The sequence below is a fragment of the Phenylobacterium sp. genome, from assembly GCF_044372605.1.
Classification (GTDB): Bacteria; Pseudomonadota; Alphaproteobacteria; order Caulobacterales; family Caulobacteraceae; genus Phenylobacterium.
Genome location: NZ_JBILRO010000210.1, coordinates 1 through 6,210 on the forward strand (window position 1 = coordinate 1; position 6,210 = coordinate 6,210).

Sequence of the window (6,210 nt, forward strand, 5' to 3'; positions counted from 1 at the left end):
GGCTTCGATGCGGCTCACAAGATCAGTATCCTGGCGGCACTGGCCTTCAACTGCACCCCCAACTTCGACGCGACCGAGGTCGAGGGTATTGAACAGGTCGAGTTGCTCGATATCCAGATGGCCAGGGATCTGGGCTATCGCATCAAGCTGATCGCGTCGGCCGAACGGGTGGAGGGTAGCGCCCTGGTCCGGGTCCATCCGTCGCTGACCCCGCTTGGCCACCCGCTGGCTCAGGCTGGTGGCGCGCTGAATGCGCTCTTCATCGAAAGCACCCGGCTTGGCCGGATCTATCTGCAGGGCCCCGGCGCCGGGGCCGGTCCGACCGCAGTCGCGGTGGCGGCGGACATCGCCGACTCCCTGCTGGCCACACGCCGTCCCGTATTTCAGGGGCCGGCCCGCACGCTTCCGCAAATTCAGGCCGTAGACCCGTCGCGCCTGATGTGCCGGGCCTATCTGCGGTTCCTCGTGAAGGATGAGCCGGGCGTGATCGCCGCAGTCTCGGAGACACTGGCTGAGGCGGGCGTGTCGATCGAGAGCTTCCTGCAGAAGCCGGTGGAGGGCGCAGCTGGCGTGCCCATCGTTCTGACCACCCATTCTGTGGCTGAATCGGTCCTCATGGCTGCGGTGGAGCGGATCGCCGCTCTGTCGGCCGTGCTGGATCGGCCCCGTTTGTTCCGCATCGCACGTATCTGAGACTTTAAGACATTCGTGCTGTAAGGCGCGGATCAAAGGGTTGGAAATTCAAAATGAGCTCTGAAGTTCTGGACCGCAGCCTCGTTCTGGACGCTGTGCGCGTCTGCGAGATTGCGGCGATTGCCGCCTGGACGATGGTCGGGCGCGGCGACGAGAAGGCGGCCGATCAGGCCGCCGTGGACGCCATGCGCACCGCGCTGAACGATCTGGAGATCGACGGCGAGATCGTCATCGGCGAGGGCGAGCGCGACGAGGCGCCGATGCTCTATATCGGCGAAAAGGTCGGCAAGGGCGGCAAGCACAAGATCGATATCGCGCTTGATCCGCTGGAAGGCACCACGCTGACCGCCAAGGCCATGGCCAACGCACTGGCGGTGATGGCCTGGGCGCCGAAGGGCACCATGCTCAACGCGCCCGACACCTACATGGACAAGATCGCCTGTGGCCCTGGCTATCCGGCGGGGGTCATCGACCTGGACAAGAGCCCGGCGGATAACGTCAGGGCGTTGGCGGCGGCCAAGGGCGTCGAGGCCTCCGAGATCACCGTGTGTGTGTTGGATCGCCCGCGTCACGCCGAAATCATCGCCGGACTGCGCGAGGTTGGCGCCCGCGTCTACCTGATCACCGATGGTGACGTGGCCGGCGTCATGAACACCGCCGATCCGGAAACGGGTGTGGACCTCTACCTGGGCTCGGGCGGCGCGCCGGAAGGCGTTCTGGCCTGCGCAGCGCTGAAATGCGTGGGCGGACAGTTCCAGGGTCGACTGGTGTTCCGTAACGCCGATGAGCGCTCCCGTGCCGCCCGGGTGGGAATCACCGACCTGGACAAGAAGTACGACCTTCACGAGATGGTCCGGGCTGATGCGATCTTCTGCGCGACCGGCGTCACCAAGGGCGCACTGCTCGACGGGGTCACGGTGAAGGACGGCTTCGTCCACACCCACACCCTGGTGATGAATTCGGCAACCCGTACGGTCCGGGAAGTGCGGATGAAGCGGCCGGTCTGACGCTTCGACTGGCGACTCGCGTCAGCAGGGCCGATACTCACGGTTTGAGAACGGCCTGAGCGGATGGAACACGGCGACATGGCCGACGGCAGCGCGCGCCCTGAAGGATATCTGGGTGTCTCCCGATCGCTGTCCGGCCGACAGTGGCGCGAGCGACCCGCGGATTCCGAAACCACGCGCCGGCATCAACTGACGCATGGCCTTTCCGAGCCGCTTGCGCGGGCGCTGGCGTCGCGTGGAGTCTCGGCCGAGCAGGGTGGGGACTTTCTGAATCCAACCCTGAAGGCGCTGTTTCCGGATCCCTCTTCCTTTGCGGACATGGATCGCGCCGCCGGCTTGCTGGTCGATGCGCTGGTCGCCCGCCGCCGGGTTGCGGTGTTCGCCGACTACGACGTCGACGGCGCCTCGTCCGCCGCCCAGCTGGTACGCTGGTTCCGGGCCATGGGTCTGGAGATTTCGATCTATGTGCCCGACCGGATCCTCGAAGGTTATGGCCCGTCTCCGGCGGCGTTCCGACGCCTGAAAGATGAGGGCGCGGACCTCGTCATTACCGTGGATTGCGGTGCTGCGGCCCACGACGCCCTGGCATTTGCGGCGACGATCGAGCTGCCTGTGGTGGTGGTCGACCATCACCTGATGCGGCCGGGCGAGATCCCCGCGGTGGCTGCGCTCGTCAATCCCAATCGGCCGGATTGCCGATCGGGGCAGGGGCACCTGGCCGCCGCCGGGGTGGTGTTCGTCCTGTTGGCGGCGCTTAACCGTGAAGCCCGGCAGCGCGGACTGTTTGCGGCTGCGGCCGAACCCGACATTCGCGCCTGGCTGGATCTCGCCGCCATGGGCGCCATCTGCGACGTGACGCAGCTCAGCGGGTTCAATCGCGCCCTGGCGAGCCAGGGCCTGAAGGTCATGTCCGGTTGGCGCAATCCCGGACTGAAGGCGCTGAAGGATGTTTCCAAGGCCGAAGGACCGGCATCGGTGTTCCATGTGGGCTTTCTGCTGGGTCCCCGGATCAATGCCGGAGGCCGAATCGGCCGGGCCGACCTGGGCGCCCGTCTCCTCTCGACCGATGATCCGGAGGAGGCCGCGGCGCTGGCGGCCGAGCTCGATGAACTCAATGGCTCGCGCAAAACGGTCGAGCAAGAGGTGCAGGAGGCGGCTGTTCGCCACATCGAACGGGCCAGCAACCAGGCCGACGCGCCTTGCCTGGTGGTGGCCGAGGACGGCTGGCATCCCGGCGTGATCGGCATCGTGGCCGGACGTCTACGGGAACGCTATCGCAAGCCGGTGATCGTCATCGGTATCGACCGGCCCGGCAACGTGGGCAAAGGCTCCGGCCGGTCTCAGCCCGGCGTAAATCTGGGTCGGGCGGTGCAGGCGGCCTATGAGCAGGGATTGCTGCTCTCCGGCGGCGGACACGCCATGGCGGCGGGACTGTCGGTGCGCCCCGACACCATCCCTGAACTACGGGCATTTCTTTGCGAGATGATGGCGGGAGAGTGCGAGGTCGCGGCAGCCGAGGACGCGCTGGAGTTTGACGCCCTGATCACGACGCGGGGGGCGGATCGAACCCTGTGGACCGACTTTCAGCGCCTGGCCCCCTTCGGACCGGGCAATCCCGAGCCCCTGTTCGCGCTGGCGGACGCCCGTGTTGAGCGACCGATGGCGCTTCGCGGCGGGCATGTCCGGTGCACGCTCGTGGATCGGACCGGCGGCCGCCTCAAGGCCATCGCCTGGCGCTGCGAGGACACCGATGTGGGCCGCCGCCTGCTCTCCGAGGGGGGACATATTCATGTGGCCGGGCGCCTCAAGCCCGACGACTGGCAGGGCCGCGAAGGCGTCCAGCTGGAGATCGAGGACGTGGCTGACCCCCGACAGCTATGAGGCTGCGGGCCTCGGCTTGCGCCTCAATTCGAAGGCGTCTATAGAGCGCGCCTCGCGCCGAGTGGTCCCTTCGTCTATCGGTTAGGACGCCAGGTTTTCAACCTGGAGAGAGGGGTTCGACTCCCCTAGGGACTGCCACGCGATTTCCCCTCCGGGGTGTTTGCTCTTGACCTGTAGCGAGAGCAGCCCGGTGGTTTCCCATTGACGCCCGCCAACTAACGAGAACACTCTTGTCCCTGACGCCTGCAAAAAGGCGCCGAAGGTAGCGGGCCGGGGGACGCATGGCTGGTTACGAGATCGAGCAGGACGACGGGTCGCCGCCTGTGCGAATTTGCGGGCGGGTCAAATGGTTCGACGCCGGCAAGGGGTATGGGTTCATCGTGCCGGATGATCCCAGTCAGACAGATCTCAAGGACGTTTTGCTCCACGTCACCAGCCTGCGGCCGTCCGGACGCGAGAGCTGTCCCGAGGGCGCAACCATTACCTGCGATGTCGTCCGCCGGTCCAAGGGCTGGCAGGTGGCGGAGGTCGTGCTGGTGGATGAATCCTCTGTCCAGCTCAGTGAGCGGCACGCCGATGACCCTATGAGACTTCGTCCCGAGGGCTACGTTGCACGATCGTCACGCCCGACGATCGAGGCCAGCGGCCCGATGGAGGAAGCCCGGGTCAAGTGGTTCAACAGGGCCAAGGGCTATGGCTTTGTGGTGCGTGACAACGAGCCCGGCGATATCTTTGTTCACATCGAAACGCTGCGGCGTTCGGGGATCGAGGACCTGTTGCCGGGTGAGCGGGTGATGGTCCAGTTCGCCGACGGCCCGAAGGGGCTGGTGGTGGCCGCAATCGAGGCCGCCAGCCTCTGATCCACCGCTTGCGCGGTCCGGGCATTGGTCCCAAACACGGCGACGGACCGGATCGGGAGCCTCCCTTGCCGTTGCATCATCACCTGAGAGCGTCGGGCGCGCTCGTCGTCGCCTGTCTGGCGCTGCTGGCCGGCGGCCCCGCCGCAGCCGCCCTGCCGGTGTTTGGGGTAACCATCAAGGCGACCTATCCCCATGACCCCCGCGCCTACACTCAAGGCCTGCTCTTTCTGGATGGCGCGCTCTACGAAAGCACGGGCCAGATCGGCCAGTCCAACATCCGGCGAGTGCGCCTGTCCGACGGGGCGGTGCTGCAGTCGCAGGCTATTTCCCCCACGATGTTCGGGGAGGGCATGGTCAACTGGGGCGGGGAACTGATCAGCGTCACCTGGCGCGACCAGGTCGGGTTCCGCTGGGATCGCAAGACCTTCGCGTTGAAGTCGACCTTCAGCTACCCGGGAGAGGGCTGGGGCCTGACGCAGGATGGCAAACATCTGATCCTCAGCGACGGCACCCCGGTCCTGCGGTTTCTCGATCCCATGACCTTTCGCGAGGTGCGCCGGGTCCGGGTTACCGCCGAGGGCCGGCCGTTACGGAATCTGAACGAGATCGAATGGGTGAAGGGCGAGGTCTACGCCAACATCTGGCAAACCAACCTGATCGCCCGGATCGACCCGAAAACCGGCGTCGTCAGAAGCGTGATCGACCTTTCCGAACTGCCCGAGGCCGCGCGGCGCCGCGACGCCGACTCCGTACCCAACGGGATCGCCTATGACGCAAAGCAGGACCGCCTGTTCGTCACCGGCAAGAACTGGCCCCGACTCTACGAAATCAGCCTGAAACCCAGAGCCGCCACCCGATGACCGACGAAGACGATGTGATCCCCGAGGCCCCTGAGGGCTTTGTCCGCTCGAACGGTCGAGGCGCGTTCTCCACCCGCAACGGCCCCTATTTCCATCGGCTGGGCGAGGGCCGCTCCGTCGAGCAGGCGTTTTTCGCCCTGCCGCGCCACACCAACGGCATCGGCATCGTCCACGGCGGCATGCTGTCGGCGTTTGCGGATGGGCTTCTGGCCGGCGCCGTGGGCCGGGGCTCGGGCAAGATCGCCGTGACCATCCACCTGTCCCTCGACTACCTGCACATGGCGCGCAAGGGCGATTGGGTGATTGGCGAGGCCGCCATGAGCCGCGCGACCCGCGATGTCGCCTTCGCCGACGGACGCCTTCATGTGCGCGGCGTCGACATCGTGCGCTGCTCCGGCGTGTTCAAACTTATGGATCGATCCATATAATCGGCGAGTTAGGTTTGCGGAAATTGTGAAACGCCCATAATGCAGGGCTCCAACGCAATCGGGGCGTAGCGCAGCCTGGTAGCGCATCTGGTTTGGGACCAGAGGGTCGGGAGTTCGAATCTCTCCGCCCCGACCAGCGTTGGACAGGACAGTTGGGAACACGAGCATGTTTGCGCGCATCTTCCGCCCGGCCAAGACCGCCATGCAATCCGGACGCGCCAAGGCCGCCGCCTGGGTGCTGGAGTTCGAGCCGAGCGACGCGCGCCGCTCGGACCCGCTGATGGGCTGGACCCATACCGGCGACACAGAATCCAGCCAGGTCCGCCTCAGCTTCGAGACCAAGGAAGAGGCCGTCCGCTACGCCGAAAGCCACGGGATCGCCTTTCAGCTTTTCGACCCCAAGCCCGCCAAACGCATCCTCAAGGCCTACGCCGACAATTTCGCCTTCGGTCGAAGAACCCCCTGGACCCATTAGGGTTCG

7 protein-coding genes and 2 tRNA genes are annotated in these 6,210 nt (G+C 65.9%); all 9 read left to right on the top strand.

Features of this window, described 5'->3' with window-relative positions; translation table 11 throughout:
* On the top strand, nt 1–693 hold a 693-nt coding region (locus ACIQ42_RS14615; RefSeq protein ID WP_397422992.1), incomplete at its 5' end, for an ACT domain-containing protein.
* A gap of 53 nt (nt 694–746) precedes the next feature.
* Nucleotides 747–1,700, top strand: coding sequence for a class II fructose-bisphosphatase (glpX, locus tag ACIQ42_RS14620; protein WP_397422993.1), 954 nt, complete (start codon nt 747–749; stop codon nt 1,698–1,700).
* 78 nt (nt 1,701–1,778) lie between these two features.
* Entirely contained in the window at nt 1,779–3,581 is a 1,803-nt protein-coding gene (gene recJ / locus ACIQ42_RS14625; RefSeq protein WP_397422994.1) for a single-stranded-DNA-specific exonuclease RecJ, read from the top strand.
* A gap of 63 nt (nt 3,582–3,644) precedes the next feature.
* Nucleotides 3,645–3,719: transfer RNA gene (locus ACIQ42_RS14630), tRNA-Glu, on the top strand.
* A gap of 143 nt (nt 3,720–3,862) precedes the next feature.
* The gene (locus ACIQ42_RS14635) at nt 3,863–4,441 is read left to right on the top strand and encodes a cold-shock protein (protein WP_397422995.1); all 579 of its coding nucleotides are present in this window, start codon (nt 3,863–3,865) and stop codon (nt 4,439–4,441) included.
* A gap of 65 nt (nt 4,442–4,506) precedes the next feature.
* Entirely contained in the window at nt 4,507–5,301 is a 795-nt protein-coding gene (locus ACIQ42_RS14640) for a glutaminyl-peptide cyclotransferase (RefSeq protein WP_397422996.1), read from the top strand.
* Nucleotides 5,298–5,729, top strand: a complete 432-nt coding sequence (locus tag ACIQ42_RS14645) for a PaaI family thioesterase (protein ID WP_397422997.1) — start codon at nt 5,298–5,300, stop codon at nt 5,727–5,729. Before ACIQ42_RS14640 ends, ACIQ42_RS14645 begins: the two co-directional genes overlap by 4 nt.
* Before the next feature lie 59 nt (nt 5,730–5,788).
* Nucleotides 5,789–5,865, top strand: a tRNA-Pro gene (locus tag ACIQ42_RS14650).
* A 30-nt stretch (nt 5,866–5,895) separates the two neighbouring features.
* Nucleotides 5,896–6,204, top strand: coding sequence for an ETC complex I subunit (locus ACIQ42_RS14655; protein ID WP_397422998.1), 309 nt, complete (start codon nt 5,896–5,898; stop codon nt 6,202–6,204).
* The last annotated feature ends 6 nt before the right edge of the window (nt 6,205–6,210 follow it).